Raw genomic sequence first — 18,910 nt, 5'->3', positions numbered from 1 at the left:
CATTGATCCCTCGCCAAGGATGATTGGATTAGCGTCAAACATGTTTTGAACCATAGGTCATACCCCCATTTGTGTAGTGGGAGCGAGAGGCTTGCGGCGTACGGCCAATCCTGCAATTTTCGCCATTGCATGTTGTGCGCGGCCTGGGTTTCAAGCGGCCACGCGCCAGTTGTTTCACAAGCCGCTTCTTTTGGGCAGCGGGACGTAAAGCTGGACATGGGTGTCGGTCGAGAACGTGCCCGTATCCGGCCCCCATGTCTTGCCATCGCTGTGCCAGGCAATGGCAAGCTCCGAGATGAGCTGCTCACCGGTCAGTTGCAGGCAGGGTGTGATCGAGCGTTGAAACCGTGCACGGCCATCAGCATCTGCGGTAAACGCGTTTTCTGATCCATCGCGAGCTCCGAAAGGAAGGTCATAGAAGCCTTTGAAGGGATCGGTGGGTGGCCATACTGCAAAGTCGTGCCACATGGTATAAAGACCGTTGGGCACAAGGTTTTCGAATTGGATATCGACTTTGCCGGTCCCGTCCTTACACTGGTAAGTTCCTTCCCCTTTCGCAGCAAACCATTCGCCAAGTGTAATCCCCAGCGGCTTGCCTGTTAACCATGGGCCGGTGTTTTCGGTTTGCAGCGGCGTGTGCGGCACCGGATCGGCCGGGGCATAGAGGGGCGCATTCATATCGCGTGTTGCAGCCGTTGGGCGGTACACCTCGCCAGAGCCCGGGTCCTTTTCGAAAAACACGTCCTGCTCGGTCAATCCTTCGTCGATGTGAAATATGAAGGTCAGGGACATAGTGTCCTGCACGTCATACGCAGCCATCAAGATGTTTGCCTCAGGTTCATCTTCAATGGGCCCAACAGGTCCACCGGAATCGTATTCCGTATGGCTGTGATCGTCTGCAATAACGATGCAAGGAAACGCCAGTGAAAATAGAACGGTGGTGGTTTTAAAGATGCGAAACATTGGAATCTCCTTTTCAAATTCGCATTAGAATGTCTTGGAGCCAGCTCTAGAAAGGCCGACATGGTGGTCGTCTGTCCGCGTCACGGTGAAGCCCCATGTCGCGAAGCAAGAAATCGGGCATTTGTTCCAGTTGCTGATGCTGCAGGGCAGTGTCGGTCGGGCGACGGAATGCCCCGCGCTTTGAGTTGTTCGCAGGCTTGAATAGAAGAATTGAGTAGAGTTTTGCGTAAGGTGTCATTCAATCTTTCCTTTTCTTAAGCGCTTCGGCTGCGGTGGCAGTCCCGATAGCAAGCTGGTGGGGATCAGCTCCGACAGGTCCGTCATCGCTGGGTCGGTCAACGCATTGAGAAACGCGACAATGGCTGCGACCTCGTTGTCTGCGATCGGTTTGGGCATAAGTTCGTTGGCTTCGGCAATGCGTCCGCGCAATCGGTCAGAGCCTTGGACAAACCCGTCGCGCACATCGAAAGCGGTCCGCCGCGCAGGGTTGAGCGTACGAAAGATCAGAGTTGACCCCTTCCCAGTCTGCTCGATGACATCATCGATCAGCGGTAGCGAAGGCAACGCGTAGGTTTCTAGACTTTGCAGTGGGTCAACATGGTGTCGGACCACATCTTCAAGTGTATCGTAGGCTCCGCTGTGCCCCCACGGTCCCGTCAAAGCGACGTTGACCAGAGACGGTGTTCGGAAACGGAACAGATCCTCAACCTCGAAGGTCACGCGGTACCGTCCCTCGTCCTCAAGCCGGTCCATGAAGCCAGACGTCCTCCAAAAACTCGCGTCACTGCCATGGCCCTTGCCGGGCCCGATCTGCGGCATCGCAATCGCATGAAAGTTATGATCTGTAAGAAGCGGCCCGCTATGACATTCCGCGCATCCGGCAGAGCCGAAAAACAGGTCCATTCCCCTACGGGCATCGGCTGAGAGTTCTGAAAAATCAGAGGATGCCAAAGCCTGATGAAATGGACTGCCCTCGGACCGGAAGGCCACGCTTTGGAACGCAGCGAGAGCCAGGGCGGCCTGGCTAAAGGATATTTCGCCTGGTCCGAAAGTCTCTTCAAAGAAGCGTTGATACTCCGGATCATCGCTAAGCCGCCCGGCGATCAGATCCCACGCGTCATTCAGCCGGTCTTCGGCCACAGCAGTCGCAACTGGATTCTCTCCTTTTTGTCCCGCCATTTCGATTGGGGACAACACGGGGAACATCGCCTGAGCCGTCAGAGCATTCGGCAATCCTGCGGGCAGATGCTCACGCGCAGGGCTCCAGAAACCGCTGGGGAAGGTTTCGAGAGGATCGGGCTCGAGCCTGCCATCGTGGAACATGCGCGTGTAGCTTTTCGCGCCGATATTATAGAGCGGCTGGGCATTACGGGGGACGCGCCCGATCACGCCGTCTTGCGTTTTGCGCGCCTGTCCTGCGCCGTGACCGCCTTCGCCGATACCCAGCGCCAATCCATCCCCGGTACCCAGTGACGGGTCATGACACGTTCCGCAGGAAATGTTGCGATTGCCCGACAGGATGGGATCGAAGAAAAGGTTCTGTCCAAGGGTGACCAGCGCCGGATCAGGACTTCCATCCCACAGAAAATCTGCATCTGTCAAAGGCTGCGGCAAGGGTTGAACGTCAGCCTGCGCAGCTGGGCAGGCTATCACCGTGGACAGGCAGAGTACTGCGATCGTCAGATTTACCGAACGCTTGGCGCAATTTGTGACAGTCATACCATTTCCCTTCGCAAGTTGACGCCTCTTGCTGCGTTCGATTTAAACGCAGTAACTCTGGTTTTATTCATCAAAATGAGTGGTTTGCTTGGTGGCCAACATGCAAATCAGCCGCAGCGTGTTGATCCGACAATCGACCCATCACCACTGCATCGGCAAAACCGCCCGGACGACGGGCGTATTTGCGAACGACGCCTTCCCGCTCAAATCCAAACGCTTCGTAAAGCTTGATGGCGTGCGTGTTATCCGACCAGACCAACAGACCGGTCCGTTCCAGCTGCAACCAGTTGTCACACAGATCCAGCATCGCGCCCAGCAACGCTTTGGCTATCCCTTTGCCCTGAAAATCGCTGCGGACCGCGACCAGGTCAATTTCACCCGCGTGATTGTGGCGTGGCACGTCGGGCGTCGACGACATAAAGCAGATGCCAACGACACAACCGTCCACTTCAGCCACCAGTTTGTAATCACCCGGTCCCGTACTTATGCGCGCGTCGACATTGGAGTTTGCTACATGTGGCAGGCGCATAGTGCCCAACATCACGGAATCATCAGTTAAAATGCGTTTGATGTCCGATACGTCCTGTGCCTCGACATGGCGGATTTCAATTCTCATTTTTTGTCCTTTCAATCTGGTCTGCCGGCGCGGGCAAACCGCGCTCGCGCCAGTTTCATTGCGACGCTGGCTGCTAGGCCACGGACACAGAGCCTTGAGGATGCGCGTTCGCACGGCCCAGAAAGCGTTTGTTGATGGGGCTGTGTGGTTTGACGGCAATCCGCTCATTTGCCAGCGCTTCCGCCGCATTACGGTTACCAGAACGCAGTGCAGCTTCGGTCAACGTCCAATCGATAATGTCGCGTTGCGCGTGACTGCCTCCAAAAGAGTTCGCGATAAACCGCGCACCATGAAGCGCTTCGGTCGCATCTTCATAGCGGCCCTGCCAAAACGCCCGGAACCCTTCGATCAAGGGCAGCCCAGTTGCAGCGGCCCAACGCGATGTCTCGCCGCCACCGGCAGGTGCGTTGCGATACTGATCAATGATACGATCGACTTCGTCATCGCGACCGGATCCCAGGTAAGCCATGGCAGCGTGCCAATCATTGAAGGGATACAGTTTGCCATCGGCGTGGTTGTCCCAGCACGCTGCAACATCGGCCCAGCGGTTGGAAATGTCGTGATCTTCCAAATGCAAGCGCCACAGCAAGGCCGAGGCATCAACGAGATCCAGCGCCACATCGCTTTTCACTTCGCGGATTCGCGCATCGTACAGCTTGATCGCCTCACCGGCCTGACCGAGGTCGAGGTGATAAAGCGCCTTGTGCCACCAGTTATGGACCTTAAAAAAGTTGTCGTCACCCGACCAATTCGGTTCCCGCGACGCCATCCATTCGATTCCGTCCTCTGCACGTCCCTGCATTTCCAACACGTGCGCAACGGCGTGCTGGGCCCAGCAGTCCAACGGATCGCGTTCGACTGCTTCCCGTCCGACGGCTTCAGCACGGCTGTAGTCACCGGTCTCTTCCAGCCCAAAGGAATACATGCCCAGGAGGATGGAATATCCCGGCTGGTCTTCCGACCACTTCGGCAGAACCCGCGCAATCCGATCCCGCAGGTCGCGTGCATTGGCGCGGTAAAAATCCATCAGATGACCGGCTTGCAGACCCAGAATATCATGTGGAAACGCCATGTTGTGTTGATCCAACTTGACGGCAGCTTCTGTCCAATTGTTGGCGAGAAGCGCATTCAGAGCATCGACGTGAGATCCTTCCAGATCCGATTTGGCAAGCGGACGGACTGTCGCCAGAATGTTCCGTGCCTCGGCTGCGGCCTCGGGTTCTGTTGCCAAGCCGAACAGATAGGCTTTCAGAATATACGGCATCGCATAGTCCGGCGCGGCCTCAATCGCCTGGTCGACCAATGCCACGGGATCGCCCCTGTAAATGTTGAATGCGCGCATGGCGGCGTTGAAATAGTCCAAAGCGACTTCTTTTGAACCGGCTGCCGGCCAGTTTCCGGACAATCGCGTTTCTTGATGGGACATGTCATTCTCCAAACTCTTTTCTGAATGGGCGGATTGCCCGAATGCGATGGCTCTACCGCGCCGCCGACTGCTCTGCTTGAAGTCAACTGGGAGATTTTTGGGAGATCGTTGGAATCTGTATTTGAGACTTCGCTTGAGCTAAAATGGCAGGAACGAGGGAGCAGCACGAGAATGCGATACGAGTTCGATACCTTTGCGTTAGACACCGACACCCGCGAGCTTCGCCGTGGTGCGACTGCTGTCGCGCTCGAGCCGCAGGTTTTTGATTTGTTGGTTCTTCTGCTCGAAAACCGCCATCGGGTGGTTTCAAAGGATGAGATTGTCCAACGCGTTTGGTTCGGACGCGTGGTATCGGATTGGACAATCCTCGGACGCATAAAGTCGCTACGTCAGGCATTGGGCGATGATGGGAGCGCGCAGAAATACATCCGTACCTTGCGCGGGCAGGGGTTTCGATTTGTGGCACCCGCCAAACTGGCGTCGGTCAATGCAACTTTCGGGCAAGACGCTGACGGTTACACCAAGCCGAAAACCGTTGGGTCACCGCCGTGTATCGCTGTGTTGCCATTCTCTGCCATCGGCGACATTGAAGTCGGAAAGTCACTGGCAGACGCCATCCCCCGCGAATTGATCAGATCGCTTTCCAGCGTGCGGTGGTTGCGTGTCATTGCGCACGGATCCTCGTTCAGGTTTCGCGGACAAACAGTCGAGTTTGAAGACGTCAGGTCATTGCTGGGTGCACAGTACAGCATTTCTGGCGTGGTGGAGGCGATGGCAGGTCGTCTCTACGTGGACGCGGAAATGGCCGACACCCGTACCGGCGATGTCGTCTGGGCCATTCGCAAGGACGCCCCGATCGATGAGGTCCAACGACTACGCACCGAGATTGCCGGAGCTGTGCTCAACATTTCTGAGTTTGAGCTTCCTGAGCACGAGGCACAGCTTTTGGATGTGGATGATGCAGAAAACCTGGATGCCTGGTCATCGCTGCATTTAGGGATCAGACACATGTATCGCTTCAACAAGACCGATACAGAGATAGCCCGAAAGATGTTCGAACGTGCTGTAGCGCTGGAACCAACATTGGCACGCGCGCATGCCGGGATTTCGTTCACCACCTTCCAGCGTGTGTTTCTGGGATATTCATCCGACCTTGCTGCGGACCGACTGGCTGCCAGACGCAGCGCCGAGGAAAGTGTCCTACTTCAACCTCGCGATCCGTTTTCGAATGTTGTGATGGGCAGAAGCCTGTGGCTGACAGGCGATACAGAGGCGAGCAAGCCGTGGTTTGACCGGGCTGTCTTTGAAAGTCCGAATTATGCATTTGGCCGTTACGCTTCGAGTTGGGCAAAGGTTTTCACATCCGACTATGCAGGTGGAAACGAAATGACCGACCTTGCCATTGCTCTTAGCCCGCTCGATCCTCTGCGAGGTGGTATGCTCTGCAACAAGATGTGGATCGCGCTTGCCGCAAAGGACTATGATGCTGCCGTACAGTGGGCACAGCAAACCGCGCTGACCCCTGGTGCGCATGCGGGCCACGCGATGTTTGCGGCGATGACAAACCGTTTGGTTGGAAATGATGAAGGTGTGTCGCGGTGGCTAAAAGAGACCAAGCGCCGAAACCCGGGCTTCAGTAAAGCAAAAGCAAAGGCTCTGGTTCCGAGTAGTCACACCGAATTTCGCGCCCTAACTGAAGAGGCTGCGATCGCGCTAGGTTTCCCCGACTAGTGGATGCTGCAAAAAAGTTGGCACTTCATTGGGACGACAAAGTGCTGCTTTGGCAATAGCTGCATGAGCAGACGTCGGTTCAGTCTTATGCTCGAGCTTCGCAGAGCCTAGTTGCGAATGCCTGAATTGGACCGCCCTCTAACGCTCAAACACAATGGTGATCCGAGTCAAATGGGTACTTCGAAGGTCCGCTTTTGGAAAGCTGCAACGCAGTAAAACTGAGAAGGACGGATGTCGCCTTTGGGCCGTCGTGGCCCTCTAATCGGTACCCGTCACCTTCAATGCCGACACCCGAAGCGCAGCCAAAAGTTCAAGTAAGTGCTTTCTGCTCTTGGCACTGTATTTTGCGGCAGTCGCAGAACGCTGAATGAAGTCGGCATACTGGCTGATGGTTAGGTCACATGTCTCGATATTGCCAGAGAAGGGTTCCAAAACCCGCGCAATGATTTTGGTGTTTCTCTGTGCGCCTGCCTCAAGCTCTTCCTGACTGGAGGCTGTCACGCCCGCAATGATATCCTCGGCATTGGGCGAGGATTGCAGGAAGTCATAGTGCTCAATGACGGTGTGTTTGAAAATGAGATCCAGTTGCGCGCCAAGACCGGAGACCTTGTCTAGCCCGGCCTCGATATCCAGGACAACCTTGTCCGCCAGGGACCGTATCGTAGCCTGTAGCACTTCATCCTTATTGGCAAATGCCTTGTAGAGCGTCTGGCGAGAAATGCCCGCGGCCTCGGCAATATCGTTCATGCCGGTTCGCTTCACCCCGTAGCGGAGAAACAGGCCTTTCGCGGCCTCGATGATGTATGCGTAGCGATCTTCCATGATTTACATATTGACAAACGAACGCCGAGTGTCAATATGATGACAATCATACACCAGCTGTCAACTCGTCAGGACCTGATATGTCTGCACAATCTCGAAGAATCGCTATCGTCACTGGCGCAAACAACGGCATTGGATTTGAAACAACGGTCGGCATGGCCAAGGCCGGTTTTCACGTCGTCATGGCCTGCCGTAGCCAGGAGAAAGCCGAAGCTGCCAAGGCAGAAGTTGCCACACGTTTTCCCTCAGCGTCGCTCGATATCATCGCGCTGGACCTCAGTGATCTCAGTTCGGTCCGAGCGTTTGCCAAAGCCTTTCGCGACCGCTATGCGAAGCTTGATGTCCTGATCAACAACGCGGGAATCCTGCTTTATTCGGCGCGAACCAATGCCGAAGGCGTCGATCTGCAGTTCGCAACCAATCATTTGGGGCATTTCCTGCTCAACGCTCTTCTGATCGACCTCATCCCGAATGAGCCAGCATCGCGGATCGTTTCGCTGTCGAGCATTGCGCACAAAGGCGCTAGCATTCACTTCGATGATCTGACCTGTGGCCAAGACCCGGGTTTGGCCTACGGACAGTCGAAGCTTGCCTGCCTTCTGTTCGGCGACGAACTGGACCGTCGTCTTCGGGCGTACGGCAGGGTTCTGAAGTCGCTGACGGTACATCCGGGCGGTTCCGATTCCGGCCTGTTTCAGGACCTGGACGACGCCTCGCGTGAGGCGATGAAGGCGCAAGTCGAACAACTGCTGCATTCCAACGAAGACGCTGCCAAACCGTCACTGTTTGCCGCCTTGTCTGAGGAGGTCGAGGGCGGGGATTACTATGGTCCGACTGGCCCTGAGGAGATGAGCGGGGCGACTGGTGTCGCGACCCGCAATCCGATCTGCGACGATCATGATGTGGCCAAGCGTCTCTGGTTGCTCTCGGAAGAGATGACCGGTCAAACATTTGCTGTTTGAGGGCGAAGCCATGAACAACAGTAAAAAGAGAGTTGCCCTTGTGACCGGCGCGTCCAGCGGTATCGGCAAGGCCACCGCAGAAGCGCTCGTCAAGGAAGGGCATGTGGTTTATCCAGTTGCGCGCCGGGTCGAGATCATGGACGACCTGAAGGCGATTGGATGCATCCCGATAAAGATGGACGTGACCAAGGAGGAGGATGTTGTCGCTGTAGTCGAACAGATCGAGCGCGACCATGGCGGTGTCGACATCCTCGTCAACAATGCCGGCCTGTCTGTCTATGGGTCGGTCGAGGAAACGGACATCGACAAGGCTCGCTATCAGTTCGACGTCAATTTCTTCGGGCTTGGCCGCCTGACCCAATTGGTCCTGCCGCATATGCGCCAGCAGGGGTGGGGCAAAATCATCAATGTGTCGTCCGGCGAGGGGAAGGTGCACGCACCGCTGGCAGCCTGGTATGTCTCAAGCAAGTTTGCGCTCGAAGGGTTCAGCGATTGCCTCCGAACGGAGACCTCGCAATTCGGGATAGACGTGATGGTTGTTCGCCCCGGCGCGATCGATACGGAGATCACGAGCGGCTTTATCGATCCGCTACTAGAGACCTCTGGCAACGGCCCATATAGCGCCATTGCGAACAAGATGGCGAACTGGTTCCGCAACATGAGTGCGGAGAACGGCACAGCCTCTCCACCCAGCGTGATTGCCAAGGTCATCGTTGGTGCTATCCAGGCACCAAAGCCCAAAACCCGCTACGCCGCCGGTGTCGGCGTCAGGCACGCCATTTTCTTCCGTCGCATCCTGAGCGACCGCATGTTCGATCGGTTCATGATGCGGATGTTGGGGTGACGGCGATGACGACAATCATGGACCGTATCTCGCAAGGCTTCGAGTTTCTGATCGTGCTCGCATCGATTTTCATGCTGGGCTGGGGGTTACTCGGGTTTCTGGAGTACTTCACGGGTTTCGCACCCTTGATACCGCTGCAGAACGCGACTTTCCCGGTCGGTATGCAGACCCTCCATTGGATATTGATCACCGCATCTGGGGCCACGTTTCTCCTTGGGTACTTCCTGTGCTGGAGGCTCACGCCGATTGCTATGCTGGTCATGTTCACCGCGCTTGCCACCATGTGTGCGGTACAGACATTCGATATGTTGGAAAGCCCGGATCGCTATCGAAACTTTGTTCAGGAGTGCGTCAATTACATCATCATCTCGATTTATCTCTTCCGATCTAAACGCATGCGGGATCGGTTCGGGAGGATCACAGTTCAGGGCAGGGATGGCCCGTCGCCAATCAGTGCCTGAGACGTAAGGAAGAAAGTCATGGAAAACGGATCATCGGAAAAAGTGAGCTTCTCGCATCACAGGATTCACACCGACATCGTGATCGATGCGCCGCCAGAAGTGGTATGGTCGGTACTGACTGACACGGCCAACTACGGGAACTGGGCTGCGTTTCTCGTCGGTATCAAGGGTGAGATCAAGGACGGTTCGAAGATCACCGTCGACTTTCAACTTGATGCGTCAAAGGAGAAGCTGACTACGTTGGATCACACAATCACAGTCGTGGACGGAACGCAGTTCTATTGGGCCGAGAAGGGACCAGGCAGCATTCGCGACAACCATCATTTCCAGGTTGAGCCTCTAGATGATGGGACAACCCGCTTCGTGCAATCCGACGAGATTATGGGGGGCATCACGTTCCTGATGGGCGGTCGTTTGGCAAAGATGTACGTGGACGGTTACAAGGCCTTCAATCGCGGCTTGAAGGCTGAGGCAGAACGTCGTGCCCAATCCATCTGACAAGACAACGCGACCACTTGGGCGGGTTCTGCTGACCGGTGCGACCGGGATGGTGGGGTCATCGGTTCTCTCTGCCTTACTGAACGAGGATAGCACGCAAGAGGTTGTGTCGCTTGGGCGCAGACCGTCGGGCCGAGATCACACCAAGCTGAGCGAAACAAAATTCTCATCGTTCGGCGATGCTCAGGCAATCGAAACTCACTTGATTGGTATCGATACGGTCTTCCATTGCCTGGCCACCTATTCCTCGCGCGTCAGCCGTGCGGAATACGAGGAAATCACCGTAGAATGGCTAGGTGCATTGCTCTCCGCCTGCGAACAGATGTCCCCAAATGCCACGTTCTGTTTGTTTTCTGCTCAAGGTGCCCGGCCTGATGGCGGCGGCATGTCGTTTGCATTGAAGATCAAGGGCGAGGCAGAGAGCGCACTGTTCGCCTCCGCCCTCGAACGGAAGTTCGCTTTCCGTCCGGGTTACATTGCGCCTTCCGGGCCGAGGAGCAGTTGGAAACCAGCAGATTATGTCTTCAAGCCGCTCCAAAGGCTTATGCCGACAATCGGAGTGACCTCCGACGAGCTGGTTCGTGCAATGCTGGAAACAGCCATGCGCGATCCTCGTGATAGTGCCGTACTCGAAAATGGTGAGATACGAGAACTGCTTGGATGAGTTCGCCATGGCGCCATCAAACAAGCTCGTCAGTATTCCCAACCGCTCTTACTCAGTCTGGATCAATGTCCGCTTCGCAGAAGCCGCGGTGCAGCATTGTTGGTTTGTTTGCAGTCCGCTTGACCTTCGCCAGCGGGTACTCAGCCAAACACAATTCCACACATCGCACCAAGCTAAGCGTCTCCGAAAAGAGGGGAACCGTTTCCCCTTAGCGACCCTTCAAGCGTTCAAAAAACGCAACGCCGATTAACTATGCGGTATCAGCTTGAACTTTTTGACTCACGTGCATGACGTCTCAAGTTCGCTGTCACAGAGTGCCACTAACCGAACCAAGGATCGTCGTCGCTGCGGCAATGAACCGAGCCGACCATGCTACCTCCGCGACGAAGCTCTGAGATGCGGGCGCGGTCACAATACCCCGTGGCATTGTGGATATTGAGAACCAGCGGAAAGTCAGCGGGTGCGAATTGCAGTGAGACTTAGCGCAAATGGCGCTCGCTGGACGTTTTATTCGGAGGCTCTAGCGCACTAAATTGCATGATGGTTAGATGTGTGTGCTACGTCGAAGGTCCCACTCGTTCTTGCCAACGCGCCCAGGTTCTCAAAGAAGCCTTTGTTTGGTTTGATTGAGCTTTCTCTGGTCAGAGTTGGATGCAGGTGGGTCGAATTACGACTAGCATCTACGTTGTCCGGTTCGATGTATTCGGAGCCCAAGATATCGCCCGGTTTACAGTTGTACCGGCGCCGGAAACTTCGAACAAAGCTTGACGTGTCGAGAAAGCCCAAACGAGTTGCGACAGATGTGACCGCCCCTCGTGTTGGCTGACTACTGGCAAGCGTGTCACGTGCGTATTCCAGGCGGAGGTTGGCCAAATAGGCCTGCAATCCGCCATCTGCGCGAAACAGGCGATACAGCGTCGATCGCGACATTCCTACAGCGGCGCACATCTCGTCAACGTTCAAAGGCAGCGAGAGCGATCGCGAGAAAATGTATTGTTCTGCGCGAATACGCTTGGCTCTTTCGGTATGCAGGTCTTCCGAATTGAGTTCCTCGCGATCCGTAATCGCGGCGACGAGCAGAGACGCGAACAGGTTGATCGCTGAAGCATTGCCTGTTTCCGGTTTGTGCGAAATTTCGTTCGCCAGATGTAGGAAATTGGCGATCATCAACCGTCCGACTGGTGTACTATTATCAAAATGCGTCATCGGTCGCAGAGGATGGCGCGTGACTTGAAGGGCCGATTTCCTGAGGGCAAGATACGTGACCTTAGAGCGGTCGCAGTAGCAATATCGGGTCGCAGACAAGTCCATTACAGTGAGAGAGCCAGGTGCCACCCGGGTGGTTTCTCCGTTCACTTTTGCGACCGTGTGCCCCTCATTCTGGTAACGGATCACGACGCAATCGAACTCGTGATTATTGCCTACGAGTTCCGCCGGAGACATGGCCAATTGGCAGAACACGGCGTCTTCCAACTGACGAGACGACACGCTGAGTTCCAGATTCCGACGAGAAACCAAGGGTCTTCCCACGCGCCAAAAGTCCGCCATGAAATCGTCCCACGCATCCCGACGCGCCTTTTCAGGGAGCATCGAGATATTCAGGTCTGGTTCGAGGCCATTCATCTTCGATCTCGTTTCCGCATCGGTTAAGCTAACATACTTGTTCGCATCATACTATCTTAAGGTTGAGCCGATCAACGTGGACTCATTCTAAAATTTACTTCGTAGAGCATCTCCGCCAAAACCTCCAACTTTCAAGCAATGAGGCGAAGGATTGCTAAAAGTTGTCGGGTCCTGTCTGGTTCCTATGCTTCGACACTGCTTTTTTCTACTAGCGGAAGATCCGTTTTGACAGTGTCTTACCAAAAAATACGGTGCCCTACGAATTTCCGGTTTCGCAAGCCGCACGGCGGCAATTCCGAACATTTTCCCGCAACTCGAGATTTGAATTCGCTCGCGGCGAAATGATGGTTTGGGATTCACCTAGGTTTGTCATGATGAATGACTGCTATAGGGGATTTCGCCGCAGCGCAGAAAGCAATCCGCTGCGGGAGCGAGGATTTTCTGCGTCAGCATTCGCCGTGCTGTCAAAAGGCAACAAAGTCCGCGTTGCGGTCGCACACGTCAACGGCAGCGAAGGGTCGTTTTCCAAAAATCCTGTACGGAAGATTCCATCCCGCCCTGTTTTGCGCCGAGCCTGAATTTAGCCCTGTTGCATCAATAAATACCTTCTGCTCGGCAATTAAAGACTCTGTCCATCATACTCATGGACGTGGGTAGCCTGTTCGCGGGTATGGGCAATCTCTTGCACCACGGCGGCAATCTTGCTGGATGAAACTTGATGCAGCTCACCGACAACGGCCTCGGCGCGCTCGTAGCTGTCCGGAACGCCTTGGCTATTAAAATGGGCGGCAGCGGTGGAAATGTCCGCGTCTCGCCAAGTCGCCGTGGTGCCGACTGAAACGCTGTCATGATCGTTATAGCGGGCCAGGAACTTGTTTCCGTCGAGACCGAAGCTGTTGGCGGTCGCCACAATGTCATCACGCACAGCCAGCCACTTTTCGGCTTCTGTCGGGTCCAAGTTGTCCAACTCGGCCGCATTCATGGATGTGGTGTAACTGTCGTCAGCAACAGTGTACGCCTGCAGGTCGGTGTCGTATGGGCGTAGCTCGGCAACATCGCCCTTCAGCTCTCCGATCTGCACGTCCATTGCGGCACGCAGATGCGGATCTTCGACCTCACGTGCAAGAGCCTCCATGTTCTCGATGGAGTTCACAATGTCCTTGGTCTGCTGTTCGTAGTTCTCGAAACCGGCCTGACCCAGAGCGGATTGCATATACTGAACATAGCGATCACCGGGCGACTGGTAGTCGTCGGAATCCTGAAAACCTTTGTCGCCGGACAGGTCAGCAAGGGACGAATAGTAGGGATGATACAGGTCGTATTCCTGAGCATCGTTCATGTGCTGAGAAACCAAAGCCTGCATATCGTTCAGATCAACCGGCTCCCCCGATCGCTCCGCAGCCTCCAATTCGATTTTCAGTTCTTCGACCAAATCTTGTTGCGCCGTATGTTCGTCAACACGGCGGTTGGCCTGGTCCTCGATGTCGAAGCTCTTTGAAGCGATGGCTGCACGATCATAGCCCATCGCCTGCTGCTCTTTCATGATGATGTCGATCTGCTCTGAAACGCGATCCTCGCGCGGGGCGGATTGATCAAATTTGGAATAGGGTGCGAAGTGTTTGACTTCGTTCAAAAGATAGTCTGTACGCGAAACCATAGTTTTTCCTTTGCGAGTTGATGGAAAACTCTGTGTTGGATCTGCCTGGGGCGTTGGCGCGCTCATTAGGCAGACCGGGTGAAAACCTTATAAGCTGTGTCCGTCATCGTCGCCGCGCCCTTGCAAGAGCGGGTGCGTTGCGTGGGCGTGAACCTCTGAGAGTTCTTCTGAGATTGCGATGATCCTGGAAGAAGCAAGCTGGTGCAGCTCGTCAACAACGGCCTCCGCGCGGTCGTGGCTGTCCGACAATCCTTGAGCCTGGAAGTGGGCTGCGGCGGTTGAAATGTCGTCGCTGCGCCATCCCATTGTAGTGCCCAAAGTGACGTTGTGATGGTCGCCAAAGCGGGCAACGAACGCCTCGCCATCAAGGCCGTAGCTGCTGGCCGTGTCGGTGACTTCCTTGCGGATCGCCGCCCACTGTTCGGCCTTTGGATAATCCAAGACATCCATTTCGGCGGTGCCCATTCCCATCATCGTTGAATAGCGGCGGTCCTCGAGGATGAAGGCTTGAAGGTCCGGATCGTTGGTGCGCAGATCCGCAACGTCGCCCTTCAGCTCACCAATCTGAATATCCATTGCGACACGCAGATGAGGGTCGTCAACCTCACGGGCCAGCCCTTCCATCTTGTCGATGGATTGCAGCAATTCTTTGGCCTGAGACTGGAAGTCCTCATAGGCCCCCTCGCCCAAGGTGTCCTGCATATAGACCTCGTAGCGGCGTGCTGCCGGGGCATAATCTGCGGACGCCTGGAACTCTTTGTCATCGACAATATCAGCAAGGGCAGACAGATACGGATGGCTCTGTTCGTTGTCCCGAACGTCGCTGATATGGGCAACAACCTGCGCCTTCAGCTCGGGTGTAATCGTTTCCTCAGAACCGCCTAATTCGATGTGTCGCCGCAAATTGCTCATGACTTCGGGCGACACATAAGACGGGTCTCCAGGCTCGCCATAGTCATCAAAATGATGGGCCTGATCTAGTAGATGTTCCATTCTCGATACCATAGGTTCCTCACTTTCAACGAGTTGGATGGCAAACTCTTCGATCCGGTCTTTGACGGCGTTGGCGCGCTCATCAAACAGATCCGACATTCTTGCGATGGATAGGGTCATCACATCACCGGCCATGTCGCGGGCCGTAACTTCGACTTCCGGGGTGCTTTCAACAACCGACATTCCGGCCTGAACTTTCCACGTATCGGTCTCAACTTCCTGCCGCAAACCGCGCTCAAGGCGGGTCGTCGCGGTCAGCTCAATACCGTATTCCTCTGCAACCTCGACCTGGATAGAGCGCTGGACGTCGATGTTCATTTCGCTGCTCATACCCATAGCCAACCATTGCCCATGCTCGACGCCTCGGTTGTTCACAACGATGTGGACATGGGGGTTGTCAGTGTCGTTATGGAACACTGTCAGGTAGTCCCAGGTATCGCCAAAATCACCGCTGCCAAATAGCCGATCTGCGAACTCTAAACCGGCCTCATGAGCGGCATCCGGATAGGTGCCTTCGGGAAAAGAAACGATCATGTGACGGGTGTAACCGTAGTTGGTTTTCCCATTGAAATCCTCGGCCCAAGTCTCGATCAAATCACTGACCTGATCCGCATCGAGCGGGGTCACGCCATTGTCTCGGATGTCCAACACACCCTCTGCCCGGACGGTCAGATAGTTGATCTGGCGGCGCAGCTCATGCGCGTTTTTTACTCCACCTTTGCGGACGTGTTTCACAACCGCCTCGGGCTTTCCAACCACGGCACCAAGCCGCGCCTTGATGGATGAGGACCGCGAAACCATGAACTTCATGCGCTTTGCGATCTGCAGCTGCTGATTGATCCGCTTGGAACGATCGACACCCTTCTGAGCCTCACGGAAGGCAAGTTCCAGGAAGTCTCCGGCTGTCAGATCACGGGCTGCGGCGTTCATTTTTCTGGTGTCCAATCGTCGTCGCGCAAGATCCGGCGAATGGCGGATTCAGGCTCTCGGCTTCGGCGGGCGGCAGTGATCATCGCCTTCAAGTCTTGCCGGTGCTGGATGATCGCACGATGGAGATTTTCGACGTCGCGGCGGTCGTCATCCGTCCAGATGACCGTGCCGCGCTTGGCCGATTTCGCAAGCTGATTGAGGTTGGTGTATCCACCCTGAACCTGCCGCAAGTGCTTCTGCCAGAGATCCACAACAGCAGGGTCGGGATCGAGATAACCGATCAACCGATAGATCAGACGCTGGATGATCTGATTGCGGCTCTTGGCTCCCAGCACACTTACAGCTGCCTCCAAACGCTCCAGCGCATCCACTGGCAAGCGTACGGAAAAGACAGTGGTATCGGCGGGCTTGCTCAATGCATACCTCTGGTTGTATTTTCAGTTTGTAACACAACTACCTTATCCTGTCATACTCTCCAAGAGGAAACCGGGGGTGATTTTAGAAATCCGTATTTTCTCAAATTGCTCCCGGAACAGTTTTGCTCTTGGAGGCAATTTCCACGCCGGGAAAAGGGTCCCGCCCCTTTTCCAGCCAGCAGGCGTGGGTGCCGGTGGACCGGCGCAGGGCAATCACGCAAAGCGTGGGCTGCCCGAACAGCGCCCGTCACTTTCCGGCACGTTCAAGTTCAGTATGGCATTTTCCGCGCGCCTCAGCGCGCTCAATATCCCGCCGCCTGCGCGGCGGGTGTGGCAGGGTTGAAAGCTGCCGCGTTGCGGTGAGCCACCTCCCTGCCCGGCTGTGAAGTCGCGCGCCACGTGTGGCGCATATGTGGTCCGGGTTGTGGGCGGAGCACAGGAAAGGGCGGCTTGCGCCGCCCTGCCCTCTCGTCATTCGGTGACGGGCTCGTCATCGCTCCGCTTCGGGAAGGCCACCATCTCGACCCCGGGGAACATGCTGTGCTTGACCTGGACCGAGGTGATGTTGCCGGTCTCGTCGGTACTGACGAAGAGAACCCCGCACCGATCCCAGAATGTCTTGCCTTCTTTTTCACCTGTCTTGACGTTCAGTTTCAGAGTTTGAGTTGCCATTGGTAGATCCTCGCTATGACGTGTTTCGATGAACATGAGAAAAGCGGGCATCAAGGGGATGTCAGCAGGGAATTTGATCCGCGCGGAATGCGCCGCAGGCGCAGGGGAATTTCCCTGTTTAAGCGCGGCGCCCATGTCGGGCCCCGCGCGTCTTCCCCGACTGCCCGCTTATGTTCATCCCTTCAGAAACACAGCAGCCGAGGATCTTCTAAGGCAAGGGGTTTGAACCTGTCAGACCAAGTGACAGGAAGGCAAGACATTCTGTGACCGCTGCGGGCGGAACGTCTGAGAAATGTGATGTCTTCGATGGCGGCAACATCACCTCGGTTCATCACAGGCGCAGTGCTCAATTCAAGGTGCGGGTGGCCTTTCTGGATCGGTGTGACCTTCGCAGCAAAGGAGGGAGGATCACCGGTGGCAAAAGTCGCGCTTTTCAACGGGCGGAGGCCAAAGACCGGACGGTCCGGCCCTGATCCGCGCTTGCGTGGATCAGGTTAACAGACGGACTCAATTTAGCGGGGCGGGTTGGGCAAAAGACGGCAGCAAACACTTGAGTTTGAGCCTCACAGCCCAAGAAGAACCGCCCGAACCTAGGCTTTCGACGCGGTCGAAAGGAACAGCCAACGATCACGAAATATTTCACTTAGCATTCAGCGGCCAAATCTACTATCCGCCGATTCATGGCTTACAATTACGACAAACTCTATGGTGAACAACCAAACGCACTTGGCGAACCCACACAGGTATTCGTCGACTTTTTTGATCAGTTTGATCAAACCGGCGCGCGTGTTCTCGACATTGGCTGCGGTCAAGGCAGAGACGCGCTGTTCATCGCCCGGCTTGGTCACCATGTCGTTGGCGTGGATATTTCTCCAAACGGCATCCAGCAACTGATCAGCGCGGCCAAATCAGAAAAACTTGTGGTGGAGGGCACTGTGGCTGACGTCACCGCATACGTGCCAAAAGGCAAATTTGATGTGGTTTTGATAGACCGAACCTTACATATGCTCTCCGAGGCATTGCAGAAGACCGTATTGGAACGGTTGCTCAATCATGTCGAAGATGGCGGCTGGCTTCTGATCGCTGACGAGGCATCCAACATCAAAGGGTTCAAAGACGTAATCCAGTCTCACCAATCAAACTGGAGTACGGAGCTTTCCCAAAAGGGATACTTGTTCATCCGAAAATCTTGAGCGCACCCGGATTTACAACAATGGCTGGCTAATTGGACGCAATGCTTGTTCACGCATCCAAACACAAGATCATTCCGTATTTCGAACCCCTGCTCCTATCAGAACAGGCATGACCTGCTCCTCAGATTTGAACTCAAATATCTGTTCGACCCGAATTGAACCAAGCGTTGCCGCCTCCAGCGCGGCCTTCATTTGATGCAGCGTCAACCCAAATCCGTCATCATCTGACGCATGCCAATCCCACTGAACGAAATGTCCCCCCTTGTTGAGCAAACCCGCCAGCACCGCCACAGCGCCACTGTAGTCTGGGAGAAAGGCGCACACGGAAGACGCGCAGATCAAATCGAAATCTGAAAACCCGTTCTCGAGCCCCGAAACATCTCCAGCCAGAATATCTCCATGAACTGCTCTAACATTGTGCAGCTGCTTTTCCTGCAGGACGGCAATCATATTCTCCGAGGTATCAACTGCGACAACTTCCTCCACAAAAGGCGCAATTTTTTCCGCCAGCAATCCGGTGCCACATCCAAAGTCGAGCACACGCTTTGATCGCCAATTCTTCCCACGAATATCTAGATGCTCGTCCAGCGTGGTGAAAGCGCGACTCGCGTAGCGTCTGACGTCGTCATTGTCGTCCCAACCATCGGCATAGTCGTTCCAGTCATCGGTCATGTTGCTTGTGTTTCCTTGATGGTTTGCACCGGCTCCAACACATGTGCG

19 protein-coding genes are annotated in these 18,910 nt (G+C 55.3%); 7 read left to right on the top strand and 12 right to left on the bottom strand.

What is annotated here, in order from left to right; all coding sequences use genetic code 11:
* Window positions 1-174: 174 nt before the first annotated feature.
* From ACR0AY_RS08210 to ACR0AY_RS08195, 4 genes are all read right to left on the bottom strand, one after another.
* On the bottom strand, window positions 175-963 hold the full coding sequence (locus ACR0AY_RS08210; protein ID WP_170510905.1) for a hypothetical protein: 789 nt from the start codon (window positions 961-963) through the stop codon (window positions 175-177).
* Between the two features lie 234 nt (window positions 964-1,197).
* A complete protein-coding gene (locus ACR0AY_RS08205; RefSeq protein ID WP_170510908.1) occupies window positions 1,198-2,682 on the bottom strand; it encodes a cytochrome c peroxidase in 1,485 nt (494 codons plus the stop codon).
* Between the two features lie 70 nt (window positions 2,683-2,752).
* The gene (locus tag ACR0AY_RS08200; RefSeq protein WP_170510911.1) at window positions 2,753-3,298 is read right to left on the bottom strand and encodes a GNAT family N-acetyltransferase; all 546 of its coding nucleotides are present in this window, start codon (window positions 3,296-3,298) and stop codon (window positions 2,753-2,755) included.
* Between the two features lie 73 nt (window positions 3,299-3,371).
* Window positions 3,372-4,724 (bottom strand): tetratricopeptide repeat protein, encoded by a 1,353-nt coding sequence (locus tag ACR0AY_RS08195; RefSeq protein WP_170510914.1) that lies wholly within the window; start codon window positions 4,722-4,724, stop codon window positions 3,372-3,374.
* A gap of 171 nt (window positions 4,725-4,895) precedes the next feature.
* Between ACR0AY_RS08195 and ACR0AY_RS08190 the strand changes: the two genes are divergently transcribed.
* Complete coding sequence (locus ACR0AY_RS08190; protein ID WP_480453967.1) at window positions 4,896-6,455, top strand: winged helix-turn-helix domain-containing protein; 1,560 nt, start codon at window positions 4,896-4,898, stop codon at window positions 6,453-6,455.
* A gap of 258 nt (window positions 6,456-6,713) precedes the next feature.
* On the opposite strand, the gene ACR0AY_RS08185 is transcribed toward ACR0AY_RS08190, so the two are convergent.
* Complete coding sequence (locus tag ACR0AY_RS08185; RefSeq protein WP_170510920.1) at window positions 6,714-7,277, bottom strand: TetR/AcrR family transcriptional regulator; 564 nt, start codon at window positions 7,275-7,277, stop codon at window positions 6,714-6,716.
* Between the two features lie 80 nt (window positions 7,278-7,357).
* Here ACR0AY_RS08185 and ACR0AY_RS08180 point away from each other — a divergent pair, with 80 nt between their 5' ends.
* Genes ACR0AY_RS08180 through ACR0AY_RS08160 form a run of 5 tightly spaced genes read left to right on the top strand, consistent with a single transcriptional unit; the run spans window position 7,358 to window position 10,706 of the window.
* Window positions 7,358-8,239: an oxidoreductase gene (locus ACR0AY_RS08180; RefSeq protein ID WP_480453965.1), complete on the top strand. Its 882-nt coding sequence runs from the start codon at window positions 7,358-7,360 to the stop codon at window positions 8,237-8,239.
* On the top strand, window positions 8,229-9,083 hold the full coding sequence (locus tag ACR0AY_RS08175) for an oxidoreductase (protein WP_480453964.1): 855 nt from the start codon (window positions 8,229-8,231) through the stop codon (window positions 9,081-9,083). The genes ACR0AY_RS08180 and ACR0AY_RS08175 overlap by 11 nt, the downstream gene beginning before the upstream one ends.
* A gap of 5 nt (window positions 9,084-9,088) precedes the next feature.
* Window positions 9,089-9,544 (top strand): hypothetical protein, encoded by a 456-nt coding sequence (locus ACR0AY_RS08170; RefSeq protein WP_170510927.1) that lies wholly within the window; start codon window positions 9,089-9,091, stop codon window positions 9,542-9,544.
* Window positions 9,545-9,562: 18 nt separating this feature from the next.
* Complete coding sequence (locus ACR0AY_RS08165; RefSeq protein WP_170510930.1) at window positions 9,563-10,042, top strand: SRPBCC domain-containing protein; 480 nt, start codon at window positions 9,563-9,565, stop codon at window positions 10,040-10,042.
* On the top strand, window positions 10,026-10,706 hold the full coding sequence (locus ACR0AY_RS08160; RefSeq protein WP_170510933.1) for an NAD-dependent epimerase/dehydratase family protein: 681 nt from the start codon (window positions 10,026-10,028) through the stop codon (window positions 10,704-10,706). Before ACR0AY_RS08165 ends, ACR0AY_RS08160 begins: the two co-directional genes overlap by 17 nt.
* A 528-nt stretch (window positions 10,707-11,234) precedes the next feature.
* Here the strand turns inward: ACR0AY_RS08160 and ACR0AY_RS08155 are convergent.
* From ACR0AY_RS08155 to ACR0AY_RS08130, 6 genes are all read right to left on the bottom strand, one after another.
* Entirely contained in the window at window positions 11,235-12,179 is a 945-nt protein-coding gene (locus ACR0AY_RS08155; protein WP_480453961.1) for a helix-turn-helix transcriptional regulator, read from the bottom strand.
* A 769-nt stretch (window positions 12,180-12,948) separates the two neighbouring features.
* Complete coding sequence (locus ACR0AY_RS08150; protein WP_170510939.1) at window positions 12,949-13,986, bottom strand: hypothetical protein; 1,038 nt, start codon at window positions 13,984-13,986, stop codon at window positions 12,949-12,951.
* An 87-nt stretch (window positions 13,987-14,073) separates the two neighbouring features.
* On the bottom strand, window positions 14,074-15,909 hold the full coding sequence (locus ACR0AY_RS08145) for a relaxase/mobilization nuclease domain-containing protein (RefSeq protein ID WP_480453960.1): 1,836 nt from the start codon (window positions 15,907-15,909) through the stop codon (window positions 14,074-14,076).
* On the bottom strand, window positions 15,906-16,325 hold the full coding sequence (locus ACR0AY_RS08140; protein WP_170510945.1) for a ubiquitin-activating E1 family protein: 420 nt from the start codon (window positions 16,323-16,325) through the stop codon (window positions 15,906-15,908). The genes ACR0AY_RS08145 and ACR0AY_RS08140 overlap by 4 nt, the downstream gene beginning before the upstream one ends.
* A 213-nt stretch (window positions 16,326-16,538) precedes the next feature.
* Complete coding sequence (locus ACR0AY_RS08135; RefSeq protein ID WP_480453958.1) at window positions 16,539-16,724, bottom strand: hypothetical protein; 186 nt, start codon at window positions 16,722-16,724, stop codon at window positions 16,539-16,541.
* A gap of 72 nt (window positions 16,725-16,796) precedes the next feature.
* Window positions 16,797-17,132 carry a hypothetical protein gene (locus tag ACR0AY_RS08130; protein WP_170510950.1) on the bottom strand — a complete coding sequence of 112 codons (336 nt, stop codon included), beginning with the start codon at window positions 17,130-17,132 and terminating at the stop codon, window positions 16,797-16,799.
* 545 nt (window positions 17,133-17,677) lie between these two features.
* Here ACR0AY_RS08130 and ACR0AY_RS08125 point away from each other — a divergent pair.
* The gene (locus ACR0AY_RS08125) at window positions 17,678-18,190 is read left to right on the top strand and encodes a class I SAM-dependent methyltransferase (protein ID WP_170510954.1); all 513 of its coding nucleotides are present in this window, start codon (window positions 17,678-17,680) and stop codon (window positions 18,188-18,190) included.
* Window positions 18,191-18,259: 69 nt separating this feature from the next.
* Here the strand turns inward: ACR0AY_RS08125 and ACR0AY_RS08120 are convergent, their stop codons facing one another.
* Window positions 18,260-18,862: a methyltransferase domain-containing protein gene (locus tag ACR0AY_RS08120; protein WP_170510957.1), complete on the bottom strand. Its 603-nt coding sequence runs from the start codon at window positions 18,860-18,862 to the stop codon at window positions 18,260-18,262.
* Window positions 18,863-18,910 lie beyond the last annotated feature (48 nt).

This window comes from Ruegeria sp. A5, assembly GCF_056543005.1.
The sequence above is the reverse complement of the archived record's forward strand: the minus strand, read 5'-3'. Positions and strand labels throughout refer to the sequence as shown.

Coding starts and splice junctions, on each gene's coding strand:
- ACR0AY_RS08210 (WP_170510905.1), bottom strand. CDS start 963: ATGTTTCGCATCTTTAAAACCACCACCGTTCTATTTTCACTGGCGTTT.
- ACR0AY_RS08205 (WP_170510908.1), bottom strand. CDS start 2,682: ATGACTGTCACAAATTGCGCCAAGCGTTCGGTAAATCTGACGATCGCA.
- ACR0AY_RS08200 (WP_170510911.1), bottom strand. CDS start 3,298: ATGAGAATTGAAATCCGCCATGTCGAGGCACAGGACGTATCGGACATC.
- ACR0AY_RS08195 (WP_170510914.1), bottom strand. CDS start 4,724: ATGTCCCATCAAGAAACGCGATTGTCCGGAAACTGGCCGGCAGCCGGT.
- ACR0AY_RS08190 (WP_480453967.1), top strand. CDS start 4,896: ATGCGATACGAGTTCGATACCTTTGCGTTAGACACCGACACCCGCGAG.
- ACR0AY_RS08185 (WP_170510920.1), bottom strand. CDS start 7,277: ATGGAAGATCGCTACGCATACATCATCGAGGCCGCGAAAGGCCTGTTT.
- ACR0AY_RS08180 (WP_480453965.1), top strand. CDS start 7,358: ATGTCTGCACAATCTCGAAGAATCGCTATCGTCACTGGCGCAAACAAC.
- ACR0AY_RS08170 (WP_170510927.1), top strand. CDS start 9,089: ATGACGACAATCATGGACCGTATCTCGCAAGGCTTCGAGTTTCTGATC.
- ACR0AY_RS08165 (WP_170510930.1), top strand. CDS start 9,563: ATGGAAAACGGATCATCGGAAAAAGTGAGCTTCTCGCATCACAGGATT.
- ACR0AY_RS08150 (WP_170510939.1), bottom strand. CDS start 13,986: ATGGTTTCGCGTACAGACTATCTTTTGAACGAAGTCAAACACTTCGCA.
- ACR0AY_RS08145 (WP_480453960.1), bottom strand. CDS start 15,909: ATGAACGCCGCAGCCCGTGATCTGACAGCCGGAGACTTCCTGGAACTT.
- ACR0AY_RS08130 (WP_170510950.1), bottom strand. CDS start 17,132: ATGGGCGCCGCGCTTAAACAGGGAAATTCCCCTGCGCCTGCGGCGCAT.
- ACR0AY_RS08125 (WP_170510954.1), top strand. CDS start 17,678: ATGGCTTACAATTACGACAAACTCTATGGTGAACAACCAAACGCACTT.
- ACR0AY_RS08120 (WP_170510957.1), bottom strand. CDS start 18,862: ATGACCGATGACTGGAACGACTATGCCGATGGTTGGGACGACAATGAC.